The 22,959-nt window shown below is 67.2% G+C and carries 18 protein-coding genes; 11 read left to right on the forward strand and 7 right to left on the reverse strand.

What is annotated here, in order from left to right:
• Window positions 1-186 precede the first annotated feature (186 nt).
• Both JFC09_RS12290 and JFC09_RS12295 read left to right on the forward strand, forming a co-directional pair.
• Window positions 187-618 carry a hypothetical protein gene (locus tag JFC09_RS12290; protein ID WP_198394342.1) on the forward strand — a complete coding sequence of 144 codons (432 nt, stop codon included), beginning with the start codon at window positions 187-189 and terminating at the stop codon, window positions 616-618.
• A 200-nt stretch (window positions 619-818) separates the two neighbouring features.
• Entirely contained in the window at window positions 819-1,661 is an 843-nt protein-coding gene (locus JFC09_RS12295) for a phage major capsid protein (RefSeq protein WP_198394343.1), read from the forward strand.
• 355 nt (window positions 1,662-2,016) lie between these two features.
• On the opposite strand, the gene JFC09_RS12300 is transcribed toward JFC09_RS12295, so the two are convergent.
• Entirely contained in the window at window positions 2,017-2,250 is a 234-nt protein-coding gene (locus JFC09_RS12300) for a hypothetical protein (RefSeq protein WP_198394344.1), read from the reverse strand.
• 142 nt (window positions 2,251-2,392) lie between these two features.
• Window positions 2,393-2,575, reverse strand: coding sequence for a hypothetical protein (locus JFC09_RS12305; RefSeq protein WP_198394345.1), 183 nt, complete (start codon window positions 2,573-2,575; stop codon window positions 2,393-2,395).
• 369 nt (window positions 2,576-2,944) lie between these two features.
• Here JFC09_RS12305 and JFC09_RS12310 point away from each other — a divergent pair, with 369 nt between their 5' ends.
• The 7 genes from JFC09_RS12310 (at window position 2,945) to JFC09_RS16715 (ending at window position 12,979) form a co-directional block, all read left to right on the forward strand.
• Window positions 2,945-4,357, forward strand: coding sequence for a flavin monoamine oxidase family protein (locus JFC09_RS12310; RefSeq protein WP_198394346.1), 1,413 nt, complete (start codon window positions 2,945-2,947; stop codon window positions 4,355-4,357).
• A gap of 441 nt (window positions 4,358-4,798) precedes the next feature.
• A complete protein-coding gene (locus tag JFC09_RS12315) occupies window positions 4,799-5,629 on the forward strand; it encodes a transporter substrate-binding domain-containing protein (protein ID WP_198394347.1) in 831 nt (276 codons plus the stop codon).
• 69 nt (window positions 5,630-5,698) lie between these two features.
• Window positions 5,699-6,370 (forward strand): amino acid ABC transporter permease, encoded by a 672-nt coding sequence (locus JFC09_RS12320; RefSeq protein WP_198394348.1) that lies wholly within the window; start codon window positions 5,699-5,701, stop codon window positions 6,368-6,370.
• Entirely contained in the window at window positions 6,367-7,092 is a 726-nt protein-coding gene (locus JFC09_RS12325; protein WP_232483552.1) for an amino acid ABC transporter ATP-binding protein, read from the forward strand. The genes JFC09_RS12320 and JFC09_RS12325 overlap by 4 nt, the downstream gene beginning before the upstream one ends.
• A 384-nt stretch (window positions 7,093-7,476) precedes the next feature.
• The gene (locus JFC09_RS12330) at window positions 7,477-9,183 is read left to right on the forward strand and encodes a hypothetical protein (protein ID WP_198394349.1); all 1,707 of its coding nucleotides are present in this window, start codon (window positions 7,477-7,479) and stop codon (window positions 9,181-9,183) included.
• 629 nt (window positions 9,184-9,812) lie between these two features.
• The gene (locus JFC09_RS12335) at window positions 9,813-10,523 is read left to right on the forward strand and encodes an MgtC/SapB family protein (protein ID WP_198394350.1); all 711 of its coding nucleotides are present in this window, start codon (window positions 9,813-9,815) and stop codon (window positions 10,521-10,523) included.
• Window positions 10,524-10,645: 122 nt separating this feature from the next.
• Complete coding sequence (locus JFC09_RS16715) at window positions 10,646-12,979, forward strand: HNH endonuclease signature motif containing protein (RefSeq protein WP_269770522.1); 2,334 nt, start codon at window positions 10,646-10,648, stop codon at window positions 12,977-12,979.
• A gap of 189 nt (window positions 12,980-13,168) precedes the next feature.
• On the opposite strand, the gene JFC09_RS12345 is transcribed toward JFC09_RS16715, so the two are convergent.
• The 5 genes from JFC09_RS12345 to JFC09_RS12365 form a co-directional block, all read right to left on the reverse strand.
• The gene (locus JFC09_RS12345) at window positions 13,169-13,960 is read right to left on the reverse strand and encodes an SDR family oxidoreductase (protein ID WP_198394351.1); all 792 of its coding nucleotides are present in this window, start codon (window positions 13,958-13,960) and stop codon (window positions 13,169-13,171) included.
• Between the two features lie 302 nt (window positions 13,961-14,262).
• Complete coding sequence (locus tag JFC09_RS12350) at window positions 14,263-15,699, reverse strand: M20 family metallopeptidase (protein ID WP_198394352.1); 1,437 nt, start codon at window positions 15,697-15,699, stop codon at window positions 14,263-14,265.
• Between the two features lie 306 nt (window positions 15,700-16,005).
• Complete coding sequence (locus tag JFC09_RS12355; RefSeq protein ID WP_198394544.1) at window positions 16,006-16,560, reverse strand: type 1 glutamine amidotransferase domain-containing protein; 555 nt, start codon at window positions 16,558-16,560, stop codon at window positions 16,006-16,008.
• 305 nt (window positions 16,561-16,865) lie between these two features.
• Complete coding sequence (locus JFC09_RS12360; RefSeq protein ID WP_332839759.1) at window positions 16,866-17,780, reverse strand: cation diffusion facilitator family transporter; 915 nt, start codon at window positions 17,778-17,780, stop codon at window positions 16,866-16,868.
• A gap of 126 nt (window positions 17,781-17,906) precedes the next feature.
• The gene (locus JFC09_RS12365; protein ID WP_332839760.1) at window positions 17,907-18,314 is read right to left on the reverse strand and encodes a DUF808 family protein; all 408 of its coding nucleotides are present in this window, start codon (window positions 18,312-18,314) and stop codon (window positions 17,907-17,909) included.
• Window positions 18,315-18,534: 220 nt separating this feature from the next.
• Between JFC09_RS12365 and JFC09_RS12370 the strand changes: the two genes are divergently transcribed.
• A complete protein-coding gene (locus JFC09_RS12370) occupies window positions 18,535-20,187 on the forward strand; it encodes a glycosyltransferase family protein (protein WP_198394354.1) in 1,653 nt (550 codons plus the stop codon).
• Window positions 20,177-22,942 (forward strand): glycosyltransferase, encoded by a 2,766-nt coding sequence (locus JFC09_RS16490; protein ID WP_232483553.1) that lies wholly within the window; start codon window positions 20,177-20,179, stop codon window positions 22,940-22,942. The genes JFC09_RS12370 and JFC09_RS16490 overlap by 11 nt, the downstream gene beginning before the upstream one ends.
• The last annotated feature ends 17 nt before the right edge of the window (window positions 22,943-22,959 follow it).

Consider the following 22,959-nt stretch of genomic DNA (forward strand, 5'->3'; position numbering starts at 1 on the left):
ACTGCTAGACACCGGCGGCTTCAGACCACTTCTACACTCTCTTTTACGATGAGCCTGTTACCCGCAGGCAGTCGGAAAGAATCAAGGTATTGGAGAAGCAGGTGAGTGCGCTCATTGACGTAATCGAAGCACACAATCTTGTGCTTAATCGAATGGCATTCCTGATCGAACGGATGGATAATAGCAATGACTGAGCAGAATCAGGCCGAGGCGACCTCGACCGAGCAGACCCCCGAGACGACCCCCGAGACGCAGACCCCGGAGACGGACACCAAGGCGATCCGCGAGTCCGCGAAATACCGCAAGAGGGCACAGGAAGCTGAGGCCGAACGGGACCGGCTACGCGAACGCCTCACCGCCGCCCACAAGAGCATCGCAGAGGGCATGTCGGGTCTCCGCAAACCCTCCGCCCTGTGGGCCACCGGCACGAGCGTTGACGACCTCCTAGACGATGACGGCGACCTCGACCCCGCGCGGGTGCAGGAAGCATCACAGGCGGTTGTGGATGAGCTGGGGATCGCTACCGCACCCAAACCCGACCGTTCGCAGGGTGGAGGGGCAGATGACCCTATCGACCCGAAGGAAGAGTTCGCGGCAGCATTCGGCCCCAAACAGTAACCAGTAGCCATAGGGTGCTATAATAGAATAGTCAAGTCAACGTACTAGCGGCGACATTGACACGGTGCCGGGGCAACGACCACGACAGCCCCGGCCCACAGCTTCCCCGCAGCAGCGGGACGGAGGACGGCAGGCAGCCGCCGACGATGACAACACAGTCTCGACGGCGCACCTGCCGTCCTTCCAAGTAGGAGCCAATCATGGCAACACACACAACGCCGACCAGCGCAACGAGCTGGAGTCCGGACCTCATCAGTTTCGACCCGCAGGACGTCATTCCCGACGCGCTGATCCTTCAGACCTCTACTGTCGCAGGCAGCGTCGAAGGCGACGAACCCGCAGTCCGAGTCCCACACGTTGACGACGCCGAAGCTGACTTCGTGGCAGAGGGCGACGAGATTCCCGAAGCGGATCCAGTCCTCGCCGAAACGACCGTTTACACCGGCAAAGTCTCGCAGCTCATCCGCATCTCGCGCGAGCAGTGGAACCAGACGAACGCAGCAACTCTGCTTTCCACCAGCGTCGAGCGAGCCGTCACCAACCGGGCGAACCTCGCCTACATCGCGCAGGTCGCACCGACCGAGGGAACGACACCGCCAGCAGGAATCCTTAACACTGACGGTGTGATCGAAGGCGACCCGATCGGCGACAACCTCGACCCGCTCGCAGACGCCCTCGCAGCAATCGAAGCGGCCAACGGAGCGCCGACGCACATCATCGCCTCACCGACGGCATGGTCCGCACTGCGCAAGCTGAAGACCGCAACCGACGCACACACGATGATCCTCGGAGCAGGCAACAACGACGCAGAGAAGCGGGTCTTCGGACTCCCCGTGCTCACGTCGCCCGCAGTGCCGTCCGGGGAGATCGTGGTCGTGGACTCCACCGCCATCCTCAGTGCCGTCGGACAGGTGCAGGTCGCAACGTCGGAGCACACCTACTTCGCCAGCGATAGCATCGCCCTCCGCTGCACATGGCGGTTCGGGCAGCAGACAGTCCGCCCTGACCGCATCGCCCACCTGAGCATCACCACGGAGGACTGACACCCCAACCAACAGCGGCCCCGCACCAAACCAGGAGCGGGGCCGCTACTCACGTCCACCGGGCCGGGCCTAAGCCCTCCGAAAAATGACCGCCGGAGAGAGCCGTCGGAGGTGCGGATAAACCAAAGTTTTTCTGGGTGTGACCGGAGCCGCACTTTCGTCACACTCTGAGACGGCACGGGAGGGGACCGGCAGCCTTCCCCGCAATCGACCGCCGGGGAGAAGCCTCGCTGTCCAGAGGGCTGGAAAGTTCCGGAATGGGCACGGGCGGGGGGCTAGAGCCTTCCGAATTTTGACCGTCGGGGAGCCGTATCTTGTTTTGTACGGGATGGGGGAATCCGCGGCGACGTGCGCTTCAGCTGTCGGAAGGGGGTTCGGGGTTGTGTGGCGTGCACTTGTTGACGTCGTATGCGCAGACCTCGCCGGTATTCGGGAAGTGCAAGAGATAGCAGCGGACGTGGTGAGGGGGGTTGCCGAAGTTCTTCCCTGGATTGATGATCTTGCCGGGCTCGTCGCGGTCGGGCACGGTGACCCATTCAGTTTTGGAGGGGTCGTGTCCGAGGTATTCGGTGCGCAGGTTGGGCGTCATTGCCTTACTCCGTTCGTAGTGGTGCGCTCACCATAGCCCGTGCTCCTCGCGGGCAGCCTCGTATGGCTTGAGCGACTAATCGCCCCACATGACCCGCTTATGGGCTGTGTGGGGCGATTCTGTCGATTCAGGGGAGTGTGCTTCAGCTGTGGCGATGCTGCGTTTCGAGGCGTAGCACTGTGAACGTCTTGAGCCGTTCGCCAGCCTCATCGGTGGACCCGGCTTCGAGGAGCCGCGCGACGACGTAGGCAGCGTGGTTGAGCTCGTCGCGTAGTTCCGCGTCGGTGAGGGATGCGACTGCGGTGAAGGTGAGCGTGTTCTGCATGATGTTCTCCGTCGAAAGTGTTGTGCTCGTTGTTGTGCTCCCGAGCGGGTATCCGCGTGTATCGGGATGTTGTAGCGACGGTGAGAGGGTGGCAGAAGACCGTCATGTAGCGCGGAATGACGGCCTCAGGTGGGTCTGTGTGCGGAATCGGTATTGGGAGTTCAAATCCCCTATCCTCCGCAGTGGCAAGGCCCCTGACCTGCTGAAACAGGTCAGGGGCCTTTTGCTGTCCGAGCGCCCTTGGCGACAGGTTGGCGCAGGACTGATTCGCGGTCCGGGGCTCTTGCGCTCAGATGTGATCACATCCTACTGTGCGAGGAGACACCGGTGCGACGAGGCGCCGGCCGCCGTTGAAAGGGGGTGCTCCCCATGAAAGACGCTGTCATCGTCGGTGGTGGGCTCGCAGGATTGTCGGCTGCGTGGCGGCTGCGCAACTGGGGCGTCACACTGCTGGAATCGAACCACAGGGTGGGTGGGCGGATCCGTTCGGAGAACCGCGGTCGCTACTTCCTCAACTGGGGCGGGCACATGTTCGCCGGAGGGAAGACCGCGACCACCGACCTGATCAATGAGACGCAGACCCGTTCGGGTGAGATCCCGGGGTCTCTCTCCGCGATCTCCATGAACGGGAAGCTCCTCATCGACGGGCCCGTCCAGAGCTACCCGTTCCGGATCCCTATGGCGATGAAAGACCGGGTCTCGATGGTCAGGGCCGGCGCGAAGGTCAGTGCGGACGTCCTCCGCTACGCCAACGCCGTGAGGCTGCGGCCCAACGAGAGCGCCGAGATGCGCCAGCAGCGCATCTACGACTTCGAGAACGACCGCACATTCGCCGACTACGTCGGTGAGCTCTCCGAGGACGCGGAAGCGATGTTCCGTCCCACGATCACCCGGTCGGCTGCCGACCCGGACGAACTGGCCGCCGGTGCCGGCATCGGATATTTCAGCCTCGTGTGGAACATCGGACAGGGCCTCAACCGGAACATCAGCGGTGGCGCGTCCAACCTCGTCGAGTCGATCGCCGCACCGCTGCAGGACGACATCCAGCTCGATGCCAAGGTGCAAGAGATCGTGCACAAGAAGGACCACGTCGTCGTCCGATACCGGCAGGACGACATCGACCACGAGATCGGGGCGCGCACTGTCATCCTGGCCACACCGGCCACCGTTGCACACAAGCTGGCGGTCGACCTGCAGCCCGAGAAGCGCGAAGCGCTCGCGCAGATCGTCTACGGCCCGTATGTGTCTGCGGCGTTCCTCACGAACGAGACGGGGCCCAAGCCGTGGGACCGCGCGTATGGGATCGCGACACCGAAGCGGTCATTCAACGTCGTCATGAACCAGGGGAACATCGTGCGCGGTGCCGAGGCGGAGCGGCAGCCCGGAGGCAGCATCATGACGTTCTCTCCCGGGAGTCTGGCGCGCAGACTGCTGGACCTCGACGACGAGGACATCCTCGAGACCTACGTGAGCGACCTCGACGACGTGCTGCCGGGCTTCGCAGGGATCATCGAAGAGGCCCACGTGCAGCGCTGGAGGACTGGTGCCCCGTACTGCTTTCCGGGCAGGGGCAAGCTGCAGCCGGCTCTGACCGCGCTGTCGGGGCGGGTGTTCCTCGCGGGTGACTACTTGGGCACGCTCTACACGGAGACGGCGATCAGCTCCGGCTTCACTGCCGCGCAGGAGGTCGCGAACATCCTCGCGACCGCGCGGCAGACCCGTCGTCACCACCCTGTTCAGCACCCGAACGAGAACGAGCCGCCGCGGCATGGGCGAGGCTAGGACTGTTGCCACGGCACGAGCGAGCCTGGGGCTGTCGGGACGACGCGGCTGACGTCAGGGTTGTCGGGGCGGTGCGGGAGAGGCCAGGGAGCGGCAGCAAGGGAGGGTGGGGCGCCGAGTCGGCAGCAAGGGTGGGTGTCGGCCGGCTCCACTGAGAGGGCGACGTGCTGCGCCCCAAGGTCACGTTTTGGAATCATTGAAGGCCGTGTCGAGAAACGAGAATCTCGTGATCGCGAGGGTTGAGAAACAGCGGCCTTGAAGCGTCTCGATCGCGCTCACCGTGCGCAACGGCGGGGCTCGACCCCGTCGGAGACCAACCTGCGTATTCGTCAAGAAAAGCCTGAAAATTCGCTTTGACACGGGTGGGGGCCTTCTATAGCTTCGCAAGTGTGCCAGCCATCACCATCTGCGCTCTGTAGATGAACTGAAGAAGGGTCACATGTGATTAACAGCAATTGGAATTGGAGGATCGCCGCGACCAGCGGAGCCGCGATCCTGGCTCTGGGGCTCGCTGCCTGCGGCGGCGGCTCCGACTCTGCTGACGGGGGAGACGACAGCGCGCTGCAGGACAGCTACGTCGTCGCTTCCGACACGTCATTCGTCCCGTTCGCATTCGAGGAGGACGGGGAATACGTCGGCTTCGATATGGACATCATCAACACCCTCGCCGACCGGGTGGGCTTCGAGATCGACCTCGAGACGACGAACTTCGACGGGATCATCCCCGGACTGCAGACCGGTTCGTTCGACATCGCCATCGCCGGTATCGGCATCACCGACGAACGTGCAGAAGTCATCGACTACACGAGCCCCTATTACATGTCCGGACTGCGCATGGCGGTCCCGATCGACAACGATGAGATCGAGAACGTCGAAGACCTCGAGGGACGCACGATCGCCACGCGTCTGGGCTCGACCAGCGCGGCCTTCATCGAAGAGAACATCGAGGGCGCGACGGCCAACACGTACGAGCAGCTCGATCAGGCATACCTGTCGGTCGAGGGCGGCGGCTCCGACGCGATCCTCTACGACGCGCCCAACGTCGAGTACTACGTCGAGACGGCGGGTGCCGACAGCCTGAAGGTGACCGGTGACCTGTTCGAGGCGGAGAACTACGGCATCGCAGTCTCGAAGGGCAACGAGGACCTGGTCGAGGCACTGGACGACGCCCTCGCCGAGATCATCGACGACGGTACGTACGCGGAGATCCATTCAGAGTGGTTCGGCAGCGAGCCCGAGTGGCTGGACGACCTGGCTGCTTCGGCGGACTGACGTAACACCAACTTTCCGTAGGGCGGGCGCTCACAGGGCGCCCGCCTTATGGCGGAAGGCATTCTGACTATGGAGAGACTGCTGGGCTTCAACTGGGCCGGAGTCATCGAATTCCTGCCGGCACTGACGGCCGGGCTGTACTACACGCTGTTCATTTCAGTGGTGGGACTGGCGATCGGCTTCGTGCTCGGCGCTTTTGTGGGTCTGGGCCGGATCAGCCGCTTCAAGGTGGTCTACGCCCTGGCCACGGTCTACATCGAGATCATCCGGGGTACACCGGTTCTGGTCCAGGCCATCTGGATCTACTTCGCACTCCCGCTGATCATCCAGTACACGCTCCCCTCAGTGCTGGCGGGTGTCATCGTGATCGCTCTGAACTCGGGTGCGTACATCGCGGAGATCGTGCGTGGAGCTGTCCAGTCGATCGAGAAGGGGCAGACGGAGGCCGGTCGTTCGCTGGGCATGAGCAGGCACATGACGATGAGGCACGTCGTCTGGCCCCAAGCGTTCAGGCGCATGATCCCGCCGCTGGGCAACCAGTTCATCATCAGTATCAAGGACACCTCGCTGCTGTCGGTGATCCTCGTTCCTGAACTCATCTTCCAGGGCCGCCTGGTCGCCGCCAACCACTTCAACGCGGTGGAGATCTACACCACCGTGGCACTGTTCTACTTGGCGATCACCCTGACGCTGTCCGGTGTCCTGCGGCTCGTCGAGAAGCGTTTGGAGAGCCGCTCATGATCATCGAAGTGAAGGACCTGCGGAAGTCGTTCGGCAGCAACGAGGTCCTGACAGGCATCGACTGCAGCATCGCCGAATCGGAAGTGGTCTGTGTGATCGGGCCGTCCGGATCGGGCAAGAGCACCTTCCTCCGGTGCCTGAACCTGCTCGAAGAGATCACGTCCGGCGAGGTCGTCATCGACGGCAACAGCCTGACGGATCGTCGCCTCAAGATCGATGGTGTCCGTGCCGAGATCGGCATGGTGTTCCAGCAGTTCAACCTCTTCCCGCACAAATCCGTCATCGAGAACATCATGCTCGCTCCGATGAAGGTGCGGAGCCTCAGCCAGGAACAGGCGCGCGAACGTGGGCGCGCCCTGCTGAAGAAGGTCGGTCTGGCCGAGAAGGAGAACGCCTACCCCGGCAGCCTGTCGGGCGGCCAGCAGCAGCGTGTCGCCATTGCCAGAGCGCTTGCGATGGAACCGAAGATCATGCTGTTCGATGAGCCGACCTCGGCTTTGGACCCGGAGCTCGTCGGTGAGGTTCTCGCGGTGATGAAGGACCTCGCGCAGGAGGGGATGACGATGGTGGTCGTCACTCACGAGATGGGGTTCGCCCGAGAAGTGGGTGATCGTGTCCTGTTCCTCGACGGGGGAGTGCTGGTGGAGCAGGGAACACCGACGGAGATCTTCGACAATCCGCAGGAGTCCCGGACGAAGAACTTCCTCAACAAGATCCTCTGAGGAACACGATCCTGTGACGAACAAGCTCGTGTGAGCCGACGCGCGGGGCTGCACCGATCGGTGCAGCCCCGCATTCGCGTCCGCGGGCGCTGTCCGCGATGCGCGAGTTCTCATCACAGTCCGCGGTGCGTGAGCTCTGTTCACCGTGCAAACCCTGTGGCAGAGCTGGGGTCTCCGCAACCGCAGGTTTCACGCACAGGTGAAGAGCACCTCGGGCCCGGAGAAGTCGTGCGCGGCCGTGCCGAACCTACTCACGAGTGAACCGGAGATCGTCTCTTTTCCGGGCTATGGTGGCGGGAGTGCGGCACGGTGGAGTGCCGTCTTGCTTCATTTTCGGCCTGGACAGCGAGGACGCTGCAGGCCCGGACGAGAGGTGGACGAGCGGTGACGCTGAACTTCGATGAGTACCCACAGAGCCCACACGGCGGCATCCTCGTGGATCAGGTCGTGCCCGATGATCGCCGCGAAGCGGAGATCCAGAGAGCACGTTCCCTGCCGAGCATCCGCGTGGATCTCGAAGCGGTCATCACCATCGAGATGATCACGACCGGTGTCCTCTCACCCCACAAGGGGTTCATGAATGAGGCGGAGTACCTGTCGGTGCTGGAGGCCGGGCGGCTGACGGACGGCCTGGTGTGGCCCGTTCCCCTGAGCTTCGCGCCGACGGGCAAGACGAACGAAGAGATCATCGCCGGGCTGTCCGTGGGCGACGACGTGAGCCTCATCGACGACCAGAACGAGCCGGTCGCGATCCTCAACATCGAAGACATCTTCTCGTACGACCGCGACCATCGTGCGCAGAACCTCTTCGGGACGACAGACCGCAACCATCCGGGCGTGGATTCGATCTACCGCCGCATGGGGGAGAAGTCCCTGGGTGGCACGCTGAACCTGCTCAACAGGGTCGACTGGGGTCCGTTCGAGAAGCTCCGTCGCACGCCCAAGGATACGTGGAAGACCTTCTACGAGGAGAAGAAGTACGGTTCCGTCGCCGGCTTCATCACGGGCGCCAACCCGCTGCACCGCGGTCACGAATACATTCACCGCAATGCGCTCGAAGAGGTCGACGGCCTGTTCCTGCAGCCGCTGGTCGAGCTGGCGAAGCGTGAGTACATCCGCCACGAGTACCGCATGCGCGCCTATCAGAACGTGCTCGATACGTACTACCCCGCCGACCGCTCACTGCTGTCGCCCCTGCGCGTGACGTACATCTTCGCGGGACCGCGGGAAGCAATCCTCCACGCACTCATCATGAAGAACTACGGGTGCACCCACGCGCTCATCGGTCGTGACCACGCGGGTGTGGGCGACTTCTACGACAAGTACGCGGGCCACAACGTGTTCAGTGATTACACGAAGGAAGAGCTGGGCATCGATGTGCGGCTGTTCCACGAGGTGTTCTACGACGTGCGCGCCGCGACGCACGCCACGGAGCGGACGTCGAACAACGACGACGTGCGCTACCGCCTCAACATCTCCGGCACGGGGGTGCGGGAGCTGCTGCGGTACGGCATCATGCCGCCCAAGGAGATCGTCCGGCCGGAATCCGCGCTGGGTGGTGTCCAGGGCGTGCAGCCCAAGGGTGTGGACGAGAACCACGAGGCGGTCACGCAGCCGGTCGGCAAGATCATCAAGAGCATGTTCCCCTACTACCTGGACTACACCGGGCTGGGTGGGTCTCCGCGTGCGGTGCCGCTCAAGGTCGAGGACCTGACGCTCGACGACCTCGAGGCCGCCGTCCGGGATGTCCGTGAGAATGCGGGGCTGATCTACGAGGACGTGTACAACGAGTACACGAACGTCCTGGACCGGAATCGGTCGCTGCAGAAGGGGTGGCGCGACGAAGCGCGCGATGCCTTCCGCGAGCGGCAGCAGCGTCTCATCGAGGACCTCGAGGTGAAGCTGAAGAGTGCGCCGGAGTCCGCCTCGGATGAGTTCATGTACCAGGACCGCGCTGAGGTGGAACGGGAACTGGAAGCGGCGAAGCGGCTGCTGGACGAGATCCCGCACAACCTCGACCAGGAAGCGCTGGACGCGCGAGCCTGGAACCAGACGCCCTACCACCGCTACCGCGGCGCAGACGAGGAGTGAGCGACGAAGACTGAGTCTCACGTCGTTCAGATGAGGTCTGGCGACCGGGGAGCGCGGGGTCGTGGCCGCCCACGGGAACTGACTGCGGTCCCCACAGCTCCCTGAACTCGCGAGCCCGGGCCCGAGGCCCCGGTCGGCTGTCTGCCGACCGGGGCCTCTGCGATGGCTCGGGGTGCCGATCAAGGCGACGGTCGGCAGGGTGCCGGTCGGCGTCTCGATTCGGCTGGGTGCCAGCCGGGGCCTCGGCGGTGGCAGGGGGCCTGCCGGGTCCGGGTCGGCTGGGTGCCGGCCGGGGCCTCGGCGACGGTGTCGATCTCATACCCCAGTTCCCTGATCGTGGCGGTCCACTGGTGGGTCCTGAGAAGTCCTGGTGTGGCAGATGGGGCGGAGAGTGCCTGCCGTGAACGGTCTTCGTCGGGTCGCCGTTGACGCCGACGAAGACTGCTCCTCATCGTAGTGCCGGAAAGTGTGAACTGGGACACGCCGGCATAACGATTGAACGTCCGATCAGCGAGTGGGGTGGATTGGCGGTGGCGTGCGGCGGCGGTGACGGTGGTGGCGGGGTGGCCTGGCGCTCCGGCGGTGGGGGTGACCTGGCACTTCGTGAAGGGGCGGCGGAGAATGGGGGAATGGACTTCTGGACAGACTCTTCCCTCATGGAGCTGGGGTACCTCGCGCTCGCCTTCGTGCTGTGTGCGTTCATCGGCATCGAACGGCAGGTGCGGCAGAAGGCGGCGGGGTTCCGCACGCATGTGCTCGTGGGGACCGGGGCCGCCGGATTCACGCTGGTCTCCAGCTTCGGCTTCGCTCACGTCCTGGGCGACGAGGTGGTGTTGGACCCCTCCCGCATCGCTGCTCAGATCGTGTCCGGGATCGGCTTCTTGGGCGCAGGTGTCATCTTCACCCGCCGGGATGCGGTGCGCGGTCTGACGACCGCCGCGACGATCTGGGTGTCTGCCGCGGTCGGTATGGCGGCCGGCGCGGGAATGGTGTCGCTTGCGGTCGGGTTAACGTGCGCTCACCTCTTCGCGCTCGTGGTCATGGCTCCCGTCGTCGCGCGCATCCCCACGCGCGACACCAACAGAGTCCTGCGGATCGTCTACATCGACGGCGAGGGCGTGCTGAGGCGCCTTCTTGCGGTGGCCACCGACGTGGGGTTCTCCGCCTTCATCCTGTCCACGCACCGGGTCGACGGCTCCGACCTCGTTCAGCTGGACGTCCGCTTCAAGGGGCGTGTCCCCTTGCGCAGTCTTGTCCCTCACCTGCATGCCGTCGATGGAGTGCGCACCATCCACGTGCAGCGGGACTCCGATGATGACGAGGACGAGTCGCGCGCGTAGGTAGCTTCTGCCGGACCATGGAACGACTTTCGGAGCTATGTCCGTGCCTTCGAATACTGTATAGAACATCAGCACGTGGCGCTTGCCGCAGAGATGGACTGACAGTGATCGGAGGTGAGATCATGACGGAGCGACTGTCCCGCGATGCGGTTGCAGGCGACGGGGGAGCCGCACGCGGCACGGTCCGTCTGCTCACCGTCGACGACGTGCGCGCCGCGCTCGCGTGCGTGGCCCGGGGAGAGTTCGGCAGGGCGCCGGAGGGCGTCGTGGAAGTCAGTGACGGGTCGACGGTGCCGGTCGACGGCAGCGTTGCAGTGTCTGATGACAGTGAGGTGCCGTCTGATGATGGCGCTGTGGTGCCTGGTGATGGCGCTGTGGTGCCTGAAGGCAGTGCTGCGGCGCTTGGGGACGGCGCTGCGGTGTCGGGCGGCCGAGCTGGGGCGCTGGGTGGTGGCTCTTCAGTGCCGAGTGGCGATGAGTACACCTCGGCGACACTCCTCGACGACTGGACTCGTACGGCGGTCGATGGCGATCGTCTCAAGGCCCTGCAGTCGGCCCAGCTCGCCGCGTTCGTCCTCACCCGTGTTCTCAATCGCCCTGACGGGGAGGAGGAACTCGACGACTTCCTGGCAGCGCGGAACTCGATCGACTCTGAAGGGAAGTGGCAGGTCGGCAGATCGGAGCGACCGGAAGCGCCCGGTGGATCCGATGGCGGTGGGGCCGCCGGGGCCACCGGGGGCGCCGGGGGTGCGGGGGACGCCGGGCAGGAGGCCGGCTCTGAGGGGCAGGCGACGAATGCGTCCTTCGGGGCCGGGATCTTCGATGATCCCCGCATCAGCACTCGTGCGCGCGAACTCCTCGCCCCGGAAGACGCGCTCATCCTCGCTGCGAAGCTCCGAACCCGACTGGAGACCGCACGAAGGACGGCCGCGCGTGCAGTCGTCGCGTTCCTGGGACTCCACAACCTGCTGAAATCGGCGGCCTCAGGGCGGCTGCCGTTCGAAAGGGTCGATCGGCTCCACTTCCGCCTGGATGACGCACTCCTGCCGCTCTCACACGTGCAGACGCTCGACGGTTACCTGGACGGCCTCGACGCGAAGCTGTCGATGGACCAGTTCGAGAAGCAGGCGCGGATGCGGATACGCACTCTGGCTCCTGTCGAGAGAGACCCCGAAGCCGCCCGGAAGAACCGCTGCGTGCGGATCGAACGACGCGACGACGACACCGCGGTCCTGGAGATGGTCGGACCGATCACAGTGATCGAAGCGCTCTACCAACGATTGCGGGCAATGGCCCGCGCGATCCGGCGCCACGAGATCGGCGCCCTCGGACTCACAGTGGACGGCCACACGCTGGATGCGAACGATGTCGTCAGCAGGGTGTCGGATGACCGGCGCATGGCAGAGCTGATCTTCGATCTGCTCGCCGGTGCACGTCCCCAGACCCAGTTGCGCGTCGGGCGGCCCGACCGTCAGGCCGGCGGTGAGTCGGGTCAGGTGGGGAGCGAGCGACGTCAGGCCGGCAGCGAGCGAGCCAGCGGTGTACCAGGTCAGGTGGGCAGCAAACCAGGTTGCGTAGACAGCGAGCAGGATCGGGCCTGCAGTGAGCGCGTTGGGGCAGAGGGCGATGGTTCGCCTTCGGGCTGCGCGGCGGCTGATGGCGCTGATCTCCCCGAAGGGACACTCATCGACGTTCTCTGCCCGACCGATGGGGACTGGCTGCGGAGGCAGGCCGCCGTGACGATCACCGTTCCTGTCTCCACGGTGCTGTCTCTCGATGACGCGCCCGGACGAATCAACGGTGACATCCCGCTGGGCGCAGAACACTGCAGGGCCGCTGCGGCGCACGCAACGTCCTGGACGAGGGTTCTCACCGATCCCGCGACGAGCATCGTGACGGATCACGTCGCCCACACCTACGAACCCACCGCGGCGATGAGACGAACGATCCGGCAGAAATGGCGAACCTGCACCGCGCCGGGATGCAGCCGACCGGCGGTCGAATGCGAGATCGAGCACTGCTGCAGATTCTCGAAGCGGGACCCTGCCTCCGGCGGGCTGACCATCATGGAGAACCTCCATGTGATGTGCAAGCACCACCATGAGCTGAAGACACGAGGCATCATCCGACTCACACGACTGAGCCGGACCGAGGTGGTATGGGCGCTCCCCGTAGGGGTGGAGGCGTTCTCGTCAGCGCCCCCACTGGGCACAGGCATCGATCCGCCAGATCCACAGCATCTGCTCGCACGGGCGAATGACCTCGATGCCTGCTTCGCGGGTGGTGAGGCGAACGACCCTGACCTCTTCACGGTGGTGGATGGAGTCAGGACGGAGGATGCAGCCACGGTGGACGAGGGAATCACGGTGGAGGAAGGCAGGCCATCCCAGGGCCCCGACGATCCGGACTGCCGCGACACCACGGGCTCGGACTCCGACGTGCCGCCGCCCTTCTGACGAATCGGGGTGAACCACCGAATCAGTGGTTCACCCCGATATCGCGCTTGCTGTCGCACACGAAGGGCTGTGCACCCGCCGCGTGCCCGTCAAGAGAACGTGCATCCGCCGGTGCCCACTCGGCGGGAACGTGCACCCAGCCGGCGCTCGGCCCGAATGGGTGCGCGAACGAACCCCAGCGAAGATCCCTCAGGCTGACGGCCAGATGTCGTCGCCTCGGCTGAGTGCGTCGAAACCGCCGTCGACGAACAGGATCTGCCCGGTCATACGGGCGTTCTCCGCGGAGACGAGGAACGCGTGCACGGCGGCGATGTGCTTCGCTTCAGCGACCCCGTTGTACGGGGCGGGCATGGCGTCCCCGGCGAGCTTCCGGCCCTCCTCGCTGCTGAAGAGCTCCTTCGTCATGCCGGTGAAGACCTGGCCCGGCCCCACCCCGTTGATGCCGATGCCGGCACCGGCATACTGGTCTGTCGGTGCCACACGTCGGATCCACCGCGAGATGGCCCGCTTCGAGCTCGAGTAGTTCGCGTACCCGACCTCCGGACCCTGATCCGCCAGCGCCGCTCCCCGCGCCATTGCCGCTTCCTCGTCGCCCGCCAGCAGCAGGTCGACGAGTTCAGGGTCGTTGCCCTGCAGCGTCGCCGCGGAGCTCGTGACACTCACGCGCGGCGCCTCCGATGCGGCGAGCAGCGGCCGCAGCGCCTCGATGAGGCGGACGGTTCCGAAGTAGTTGATCGCGAGCGACAGCGGGCTGGGGGCCGACACTCCCGCATTGGCGACGAGCCCGTCGAGGACCCCGCCCGAGGCGTCGGCCACCTTCTGCGCGACAGTCGCCGCGGCCTCGGGGTCGGTGAGATCAGTGGCGATGTCACCCTCCGTGAGATCGATGCGGATGACGGTGTCGCCGCCGGCTTCGAGGGCCTGGGCGGTGGCCTCGCCGATTCCGGAAGCGGATCCTGTGACGACGATGGTGCGTGCCATTCTGTGCCTTCCTGACAGTGGAGGAAGCCTTGAGCGATCCCCCGGGAGTGAAACCGCAAGCGAAGCCACGCGTGAAGCCCTGTATGGAGATCTGGGTGAAGCTCACGGGCGACGCTGCGGTTCCGGCGCGCCTACGCGGCGCACACCACAATCGTAAGGGAGCCGCAGGGCCGATAATCGCAGGGTTTGGACTTGCCCTACTGTGCGTTGAAGAGGTTGTTCCCCGGCCCAGCGGCAGGTTGGGTGGACGGCCGAGTGCCGGTGGACGGCTGAGTGTCGGTGAACGTCCCCGTGCCCGGCGTTCAGTCGAAGTAGCCGGGCACGTCGATGGCCCCGCCGGCGGACTCGAATTCGTCCTTCACCGCCTGGGCGAGTGCAGGATCGTGCAGCACGTCGAGCAATGATGCGGCCAGCCCGTACGCCCCGTCGGTCGCCCCGGACTTCGCGAGGTCGGAGGTCGCCGCCTCCGCGAACTCGCGCGTATGGAGCGCGACGTCGGAGTCGCTGACCCTGATGAGGGGGTGGATGCCGGGGATCCGGTAGCTCACGTTCCCGAAGTCCGTGGATGCGGCGAGGGTTTCGGAGACGACGCCACGCGGCAGGGGGTTGCGGCCTCGGCGGCGCTGTGCCTCCACCCAGCGGCCGGTGAGCGCCTCGTTCGTGCGGACGGGCAGGGACGGCGGGTGCTGGTCCCAACCGACCGTCACTCCGCAGCCGGTCATGAGGGCGGCACCGCGGGCCACGTCCTCGACGCGGGAGGAGAGGTCGCGCAGCGTCTCCGGGGCCGGGGAGCGGACGTACATCTCGACGCGGGCGTAGTCGGGGATGACGCTGGCGCGGTCGCCGCCGGACGTGATGACCGCGTGGATGCGGTCCGACGGCGGGGTCTGCTGGCGCAGGACTCCCAGCCCCTGGTACATGAGCGACGCGGCGTCCAGCGCATTGCGCCCCATGAACGGCTGCGCCGAGGCGTGGGCCGTGTGCCCGTGGAACTCCACCGTGAGCGTGCGCCGGCCCAACCACAGCTGGTCCGCCAGGTCGTAACCGTAGCCGTGCGCCATGACAGCGACGTCGAGGCCGTCGAACGCGCCCTCGCGAGCCATGTACTCCTTGCCGGTGTGGCCTTCCTCCGCGGGCGTGCCGAGGAAGACGACGCGCCCCGGCACCGCGGCCGGGTCCTCGTCCGCGAGCTTCTTCAGCCCTAGGAACGCGCCCAGCCCCATGACGGCGATGACGTTGTGGCCGCAGCCGTGCCCGATCACCGGCAGCGCGTCGTACTCCGACAGGACTGCGACGACCGGTGCTCCAGTCGGTGTCTCCGTCGGTGCGTTTGTCGGTGAGTCCGGGTCGTCCGCCGAGGCCGGGGTCGGGTTGATCTCCGCCCGGACGGCCGTTTCCAAACCGTGGACACCCAGCTGCGCGTCGACTCCGTGACGGGCGAGCAGATCCACGATCGCCTGCGCTGAGCGGTGCTCCTGGAACGCGGTCTCCGGGTGCGCGGCGAGATCGAGCATCAGGTCGACGAGCTCGTCACGCAGGGCGTCGACGTGGGCTTCGAGCCGAGAGTGCAGGTCAGCGCTTGCGCCGTCGAAGGACGAGCCCGGGTGATGGGCGGTGCTGAGCGCGGCGTCGGTCGCGGCTTGCAGACGGTCGATGAAATGCGTCGACGGTGGAACGGGAGTCGACGGCGGGACCGGTGCGGAGTAGTTCCGCGGTGACGAGGTCGAGTCGGCAGTCATGCGGACACAGTACAACGCGAGACGGACGTCACAGCCGAAAGCGCGTCGTGAATCGACGTCACGCGATGCAGTCTCGACCAACGTGGGTCGCACGTGCGTGAGGCTCGCTGCGGGGGTCTCACCCGCATGAGTCATTGCTGCATGAGTCGCTGCCGCATGACATGCGTGAGGGCACCCGGACGCGTTGCGCGGGTGCCCTCACGGATTTCTGACCGTGGCGGCTTCTGGGCAGTGATCCTCACGGGGTCACTCAGATGCTTCGTCAGCGCTCACCACAAGGTCGTATGACCTACAGGCCGCTCTTCTTCAGGAGAGCGCTTTGATGATCGTGGTGTTGAAGGCCTCGAGGTCGCCGGGGTTGCGCGAGGTGATGAGGTTGCCGTCGATGACGACCTCCTCGTCGACCCAGTCGGCGCCGGCGTTCTTGAGGTCGACCTGCGTCGATGTGTACGAGGTGAGACGGCGGCCCTGGGCGACGCCCGCCTCGGCGAGGATCCACGGAGCGTGGCAGATCGCCGCAACCGTCTTCTTCGCGTCGAAGAACGCCTTCACGAGTGAGACTGCGTCCTCGTTCGTCCGCAGCGCGTCCGCGTTGAGGGTGCCGCCGGGGAGCACGAGAGCGTCGTAATCCGCGACGGAGGCCTGGGACACCGGGACGTCCACCGTGAACGTGTCCGCGTGCTCCCAGTCGCCTTCCATCGCCTGAAGCGTTCCGTCGGACGGCGACACGAGGACGGTCGTGGCCCCTGCCTCATCGAGCGCCTCGCGCGGGCTGGTGAGTTCCACCTGCTCGACTCCGCGGGTGAGGAGGAAAGCGATCCTCTTGCCGGTGAGCGGCCCTTCCGAAGCTGTGGACGGGATCGAATGCGTGTCAGTCGTGAGCGTCTCCTTCCGATCGGCTGTCGCTCCGCGGCGGGGCGGTGCCCGACGCGCGGGGTGTCCAGTGCGCAGAGCGTGCCCTGTGCGCGGAGCGCTACCACGCACAACCGGGCCGCGCCCGCCACTATTCCAAGGAAGGTTGTCGGATTGCGAGGGCCCGGCGCGTCATGGGCTGAGGAAGTGGGCCCGCTTGACGGTGGTGGGGCCTTCTCACGGGGGAGGGTCCTCCCTCACCGGGGTGAGCGCTCCTTACCGGGCTGGGTCCTCCTCACCGGGGCGAGTGCCCCTCACATGTGGGGGAGCGGCTGTTCCTTGCTGCAGTCGGCGGGCTCGAGCTGGAAGGTGGTGTGCTCGATGCTCTCCTCGAAGTGGTCGCGCACGCAGGCGCGCAGGTCCGCGAGGACCTCCTGGGTGTGGCCCGCGGTGAAGCATTCGGGGTCGACCTCGACGTGCGCGGTGAGGACGGGGAGCCCCGTGCCGATCTTCGACACGTGCAGGTCGTGCACGCCCCGGACGTGCGTGTTCTCCAGCAGGTGCTGCCGGACGTCGTCCAGGTCCAGCCACGGGGGCACCGCCTCCATGAGGATGCGGACAGAGCTGCGGAGGATCACGATCGCGCGCGGAACGATGAGCGCTGCGATGAGCAGTCCGGCGAGCGTGTCGATCTGCGCCCACCCGGTCGTCGCGAGGATGATCGCGCTCACGATGACGGCGGCGGATCCCAGAGCGTCGTTGAGGACTTCGAGGAACGCGGCGCGCAGGTTGAGGTTCGTGTTGCGGTCGCCCATGAGGATCACGAGGGAAGCGACGTTGCCGGCCAGGCCCACGATGCCGAAGACGAGCAGGCTGCCTGCCGGGACCTCGGGCGGATCGAACAGTCTCTGCCACGCCACGATCAGGGCGTACGTGCCCACCGCCATCAGGATGAGTGACTGGAAGGCGGCGGCGAGAACTTCTGCCCGGCGCATCCCCCACGTGTGGCGTTCCGTCGTGGGGCGGAGCATGAGGGAGGCGGCGATGAGCGCCATGAGCAGCCCGCCCGCGTCCGTGAGCATATGGGCGGTGTCGACGAGCAGCGCGAGCGACCCCGTGAGTGCCGCGCCGATCGCCTGCGCGACGAAGATCGCCGCCGTGATCCCGAGCGCGAGCGCCAGGCGGGTGCGGCTGCTCTGCGTCGCACCGTGACCGTGATCGTGTGCCACATGCGTCCTCTCCGCAGGGGTGAGCGCTCCGAGTGGAGTCGCAACCTCCTGCCATATCCACATATTAGTATATGTGCATGTGTTGGGGGTGTGAAGGGCGAATGGGTGTGAGACCGGGTACAGGACTCAGTGCCCCTTCGTGCTCAGCGGTGTGAGGCTCACGACTCCCAGCACGGCGGAGCCGACGACGAATCCCAGCACCATCGAGCACAGGGTGTTGACGAGCCAGCCCAGCAGTCCTCCCACCGCGCTGATGCCGGAGACGGGTGCTTCGAGTGCGTGGACGAGGTCGTAGGGGAGGGAGAGCCCCAGGTCGGCCATCCCGACCAGCACGATGTGGCCGCCCACCCAGAACATCGCGAACGTGCCGATGATCGCGAGGGCGTCCAGCACGTGGGGCATCCCGGCGACCAGGCCGCGGCCCACCCTCCGGGAGAGGTCGCGGGGCCGCTGGGCCATCGCGAGTCCGACGTCGTCCATCTTCACGATCACCCCCACCGCTCCGTACACCAGCACGGTGATGCCGATCGCCACGGGGCCGCCGACCCCCGATGTGCCGGTGTTCCACCTGTGAGACCTCCCGACGATCTGCACGGGACACCGACGCGTTTGTGGAGGTGGGAGCGGTGGTGGCCCGTGCATGAGAGAACGCTCATGGTCGTCTAACGCGGGTCTCACACCCGCTCCCTAGCGTGATCTGTGAACGTACCGGCAGCACGTACCTCGTCTGCCCGGCTGACCCTCGGGAGGAACGATGCGCGATCACACGGCCGCAGACGCACTGAGAGTCGTGCTCTACTCGCACGACTCCGTCGGACTGGGGCACATCCGACGCAACCTCGCGATCGCCGAGGCCCTGGCCGCCGGCCTGCCCGCGCACACCGGCCGACCGGTGTCGGGGCTGCTCGTATCCGGTGCGAGCGATGCCGCGCAGTTCCCCCTGCCCGACGGGTGGGACTGGCTGCTGGTCCCCGGCATCGCGAAGGCCGCGAAGAAGGAAGAGCACGCCACCGAGGCGCAGGGCTCACACTCCGACGCGCAAGGCTCACACCACCCCGTCGCCGAGGCCCCGGTCCCGGAGCCGACCCCCGCGGACTCCGAAGCGGGAGGCTCCCTGGCTTCGGCCGCGGCCCCGACCCCGGCTTCGGCCCCAGACTCAGCTTCGGTCCCAGACTCAGCTTCGGCCCCAGACTCAGACTCAGCCTCGGCCCTGGCCTCGGCGCCCGAGGGCGCTGCCGACTGCACGTATGTGGCGCGTCGGTTGGACGTCGCCCCGCAGCGGGTCCTCGGTGTGCGGTCCTCCGTCATCACGGGGGCGCTCCTGTCGTTCCGGCCCCACCTGGTGATCGTCGACCGCCACCCCTTCGGAGCGGACGGTGAGCTGGACGAACCGCTGGCCGCCTACCGGCGGGCCGAACCGGACGGCCGGATCGTGCTGGGACTGCGGGAGGTGCTCGACGATCCGCACACGGCCTCGGCGGAATGGGACGCGGTGGGTGCGGACCGCGTCGCGGAGCTCTACGACGAACTGTGGGTCTACGGGGACCGGGCCGTCCACGACACCGTCGCGACGGGAGAGATCCCCGCCCCGCTGGTGCCGAAGACCCGCTTCACCGGTCTCCTCGCGTCCGACCGACAGGTGCGTGCCACCGCTGACCTGCCGGACGACCCCTTCGTCGTGACGATGGTGGGCGGCGGAGGAGACGGCGTCGTGCTCGCCCGCGCCGCGGCGACCGCACCTCTGCCGGACGGCGTCCAGCACCTCGTCGTCACCGGACCGCAGATGCCGGCGCCGGACCGGATGGCGGTGCACGCGGCCGCGGTCGTCTCCGGCAGCGGAGCACGCGTCGTCTCCCGGATCCCGGACGGCCTCGACTGCATCCGCGCAGCACGTGCCGTCATCGCGATGGGCGGGTACAACACCGTGTCGGAAGCCCTGTCGACGGACACCCCCGCGCTCGTCTTCCCCCGCGTCGAACCGCGCACAGAACAGCTCATTCGCGCACGCGCACTCGGACTGTGCGGCGCCCTCGACTGGCTCCTGCCCTGCCGGCTCACACCGCAGACGGTGGGCCGGTGGATCGCCGCCGCCGTCGCAGACGACAGCGCGGTCCGCGCGCGTCAGACCGCGGCGCGTGACGGCCTGGACCTCGACGGGCTGTCCCGGGTCGTGGAATTCGCCGCGGGCCTCGCCACCCCTGACACCGCCCGCGTGCACCCGCTGCGGCCCCGGGGCCTGGAGCGCGCGCCGGAACCCACGGCCTCGCGTCCGACGGCTGCGTCGTCGGCCTCGACCGCGTCGGGGTCCTCGAACCACGCCAAGTCGAACGAGCAGGCTGCGCCAGCCGGGCACGCTTCGCCGACTGAGCAGGACGGATTCGGCCTGGAGGCCGCCCATGTCAGCTGAGCGTCGGACGGCGTACGTCGTCAAGGTCTACCCGCGGTTCTCCGAGACGTTCATCGTCACGGAGATCCTGGCCCGCGAGGCCGCCGGGGACGAACTGGACATCTTCGCGCTGCGTCCCACGACCGACACGCGCTTCCACCCGGAACTGGCCCGTGTGAAGGCGCCCGTCCACTTCGTCCCCCGCCCGCGGAGGATGACCGAGGGCTGGGAGATCCTCCGGGAGGCGACACAGCACTTGCCCGGCTTCGCCCAGCGGTACGCCCGTCTGCTGCCGGAACTCACCCGCTACCCCGCCGACGACGTGCACCAGGCGGTGTGGATCGCCCTCGAACTCCACCGTCGCGGGATCACCCACCTGCACGGACACTTCGCGTCGCTCGCGGGGCAGACGGCGGAGCTCGCCGCGCTGCTGGCCGGTGTGACGTTCTCCGTCACGACCCACGCGAAGGACCTCTTCCACACATCGGTGGACACCGACCGGCTCCGCCTGCTGCTGTCGCGTGCACGGCACACCGTGGCGATCTCCGCGTACAACCTCGAGCACCTGGCCCGCCTCGCCCCGGAATCCGCGGATGCGGTCCGCCTCGTCTACAACGGGATCGAGCTGCCGCGCTTCCCCTACCGGGTCCCACTCCCCCTCGCCCCCGGCACGCGCCTGCGGGTGGTCGGCGTCGGGCGGCTCGTCGAGAAGAAGGGCTTCGCGGACCTCGTGCGAGCAGCGGTGCGCCTGCGCGACGCCGGCGTCCCCGTCCACGTGCGCATCGCAGGCGACGGCGACCAGCGGGAGACCCTGGAGACCCTCATCGCCGAGGCCGGTGCCGGTGACGTCGTCGACCTCCTCGGGGCGATGACCCAGGCCGAGGTCGTCGACCTGCTGCGCGACGCGGACGTCTTCGCATCCCCGTGCGTCGTCGGCCCGGACGGCAACGCCGACGGCCTGCCGACCGTGCTGCTCGAGGCGATGGCGATCGGCGTGCCCTGTGTGGCATCCACCGTCACCGGCATCCCGGAGGCGGTGCGCGACGAGGACACCGGCCTGCTGCATGCGCCCGGTGACGTCGACGGTCTCGTCCGCGCCCTCACACGGCTCGCGGACCCCCGCTTCGACCGGGCCGGTCTGGCCCGGCGAGCCCGCGCCCTCATCGAGGCGCGTTTCGACTCGGCCCGCCAGGGCCGCACCCTCATGAGCCTCGAGGACGGCGAGGCCACCGCAGTCCGGACGGCTGCCGACACCGCGGGGCACCGCGCACGTGCGGAAGCACGGCGCGCGCTCCCGGCAGGGACGGTGACCGAACGGCCCGCGGACGGGGGAGCGACGATCGCGCGCGACGGAGAACCCGGGGGAGGCGAGGCGGCGGGTGCCGCTTCCCCGACCGGGGCCTCGGCGGCGGTCCGCCCCGGGAGGGGGATCGCGGAGTCGCGGTCCCTCGACCAGGGCGCCCTGGCGGTGTCCGTTCCCGTCCCCGACCTGCGGGGGAAGCGGGTGGCGTACGTGTGCGTCGACCCGGGGATCCCCGTGTTCGGGACGAAGGGCGCGAGCGTCCACATCCAGGAAGTCGTGCGCGTGCTGCGCGACCGCGGGGCGGACGTCACCGTCTATGCGGTTCGCCGCGGTGACGCGGAACCCCCGAAGGACCTCGCGGACCTGCGTGTCGTCCACGTGCCGGTGCCCTCCGGGGACACGGCCGCCCGTGAACGCGCGCAGGCGGATGCGGCAGCGGACATCGCCCGCCGGGTGCTGGCGGACGGGACGGACCTCGTCTACGAGAGGTACTCGCTGTTCTCCGACGCGCTCGCCCGCGTCGCCGCCGAAAGCGTCCCTGGCGTGCTCGAGGTGAACGCGCCGCTCATCGACGAGCAGCGGGAGCACCGCGAACTCGTCGACGGCGAGGCGGCGCTCGCCGCATTCACGACACAGGTGGCTGCGGCCCGCCGCGTCGCGTGCGTCTCACAGCCCGTCGCGGACTGGGTGCGGGCGACGGTCGGTGCTGTGCCGGACAGCGGGTCGGCGGAGTCGGGCAACCTCGTGGTCGCTCCCAACGGTGTGAACACGCGCCGCCTGAGGCCCCGGGAGGGCCGAGTCGCGGACAGGGGTGCGGTGGTCGCTCGCGTCGTGTTCGTCGGCACGCTCAAGCCGTGGCACGGGACGGAGATCCTGCTCGAGGCGCTCGCCTCATCGCGCGGTGACTGGACGCTGCGCATCGTGGGGGACGGACCGCAGGGCGACGAGCTGCGCGCCCGCGTGGCGGCGATGCCCGCACACACGGCGGCGCGCGTGGAGTTCACCGGCGCCGTCACACCCGACGAGGTCCCCGCACTGCTGGCGGACTGCGACCTCGCCGTCGCACCGTACCCGCGCAGCGCGGCGGCGGACTCCTACTTCTCACCGCTCAAGGTGTACGAGTACCTCGCCGCGGGGCTCCCCGTCATCGCATCCGCAGTGGGCCAGATCCCGCAGGTGCTCGACGCGACGGGGGCAGGCGTGCTGGTGACACCGTCGGACGCCGAGGCCCTGGCCGCGGCACTCGATGCGCTCGCCGTCGACAGCCCACGACGGAGCGACATGTCGCAGCGTGCGCGTCGTCTCGCCGTCGAACGCCACGACTGGAACCGGGTCGTCGACCTCGTCCTCGCAGGGGTCACGGTCGGTGCGGGTTCTGCACAGGATCAGCTGCAGGCGCAGTCGGCCGAGACGACGGCGAGGGAACTCCACGACCGGAAGGCGAAGGAGCTCTACGAACAGGTGACGGCATGACGGTCGACCCAGAGAGA

This window comes from Brevibacterium yomogidense, from assembly GCF_016107685.1.
Lineage (GTDB): Bacteria > Actinomycetota > Actinomycetes > Actinomycetales > Brevibacteriaceae > Brevibacterium > Brevibacterium yomogidense.